The sequence below is a fragment of the Micromonospora sp. ATLC20 genome (genome assembly GCF_057196585.1).
On sequence record NZ_JBXUOV010000366.1, the window covers coordinates 1 to 1,705 of the forward strand.

The window sequence follows — 1,705 nt, forward strand, 5'->3', positions numbered from 1 at the left end:
CCGCCGAAGCGGCCGGGGCGCTGCCGGCACGGGCCGCCGAACCCGCCGCGCGTGCGGCGCCGTCGACCGACCGGCCGGTCGTTCGCTCACCGGTGGTCGGCACGTTCTACCGCGCTCCCGAACCCGGCGCGATGCCGTTCGTCGCGGTCGGCGACATGGTCCGCCCGGGCCAGGTGGTCGGCATCGTCGAGGCCATGAAGCTGATGAACGAGGTGACCGCCGGCCAGGCCGGACGGGTGGTCGAGGTGCTTGTCGACGACGGCAAGCCCGTCGAGTACGACCAGCCGCTGATCGCCCTGGAACCGGTCACCGGACAGGACTCCTGATGTTCGACAAGGTGCTGATCGCCAACCGGGGCGAGATCGCGCTGCGAGTGCTGCGCGCCTGCCGGGAACTCGGCGTGCGCACGGTGGTGGTGCACTCCAGCGCCGACGCCGACTCGCTGCCGGTACGGCTCGCCGACGAGGCGGTACGGATCGGCCCGGCGGCCAGCCGGCGCAGCTACCTCAACGCGGCGGCGATCGTGGAGGCCGCCCGGCAGACCGGCGCGCAGGCGGTCCACCCCGGCTACGGCTTCCTGTCCGAGGACGCCGACTTCGCCGAGATCTGCGCCGAGAACGGGCTGGTCTTCGTCGGCCCGCCGCCGCAGGTGATGGCCGCACTGGCGGACAAGTCGACCGCCCGCGCGCTGATGAGCGCAGCCGGGCTGCCGCTGCCGCCGGGAAGCGTCCGGACACTGCCCAGCGTCGGCGAGGCGCAGGAGGTGGCCGCCGAGGTGGGCTACCCGGTGATCGTGAAGGCCGCGGCGGGCGGTGGCGGGCGCGGCATGACAGTGGTGCGTTCGGCCGCCGAGCTGCCCCGCGCGTACGCCCGCACCCGCGCGGCCGCGCAGGTCGCGTTCGGCGACGACCGTGTGTACGTCGAGCGGTATCTCGCCGACGCGCGCCACGTCGAGGTGCAGGTGCTCTGCGACGGCCACGGCAACGGTGTGCACCTGGGCACCCGGGACTGCTCGGTGCAGCGCCGGCACCAGAAGCTGATCGAGGAGGCGCCCGCGCCCGCGCTGCGGCAGGCCACCCTGGACACCGTCGCCGAGGTGGCGCTGCGCGGCGCGCTGTCGGTCGGCTTCACCGGCGCCGGGACGGTGGAGTTCCTGGTCGACGAGGCCGAACGCTGCCACTTCCTGGAGATCAACTGCCGGATCCAGGTGGAACACCCGGTCACCGAGATGGTCACCGGCATCGACCTCGTGCAGGAACAGTTGCACGTGGCGTACGGCACGCCGCTGCGGCTGCGCCAGTCCGACGTACGGCTGGACGGCGTGGCGATCGAGTGCCGGGTCAACGTGGAGGACCCGGACCGCGACTTCGCGCCCGCACCGGGCCGGCTGGACCGGTTCCGCCCGCCGGGCGGCCCGTTCACCCGGGTCGACACCCACGGGCACGTCGGCTACCTGGTCAGCCCGCACTACGACTCGCTGCTGGCGAAGGTGGCGGTGTGGGCGCCGGACCGCGACGCCGCACTGGACCGGCTCGACCGGGCGCTGGCCGAGTTCGACGTGGCCGGTCCCGGCGTGCGTACCACCATCCCGTTCGCCCGGCGGGTGCTGCGCGACCCGGCGTTCCGCGCCGCCCGGCACACCACCGCCCTGGTGGAACGCCTGCTCGCCCCGCCCGCCGACGACGCGGCCGGGGCGCCCCCGGCG

2 protein-coding genes are annotated in these 1,705 nt (G+C 74.6%); both read left to right on the forward strand.

Annotated features, from left to right (window positions below):
• A partial coding sequence (accB, locus tag AC2CHG_RS31300) for an acetyl-CoA carboxylase biotin carboxyl carrier protein (protein ID WP_484526201.1) occupies positions 1-326 on the forward strand: 326 nt, incomplete at its 5' end.
• Positions 326-1,705, forward strand: a 1,380-nt coding sequence (locus tag AC2CHG_RS31305) for an acetyl-CoA carboxylase biotin carboxylase subunit (protein ID WP_484526202.1), incomplete at its 3' end; no start/stop codon positions are given. The genes accB and AC2CHG_RS31305, both read left to right, overlap by 1 nt.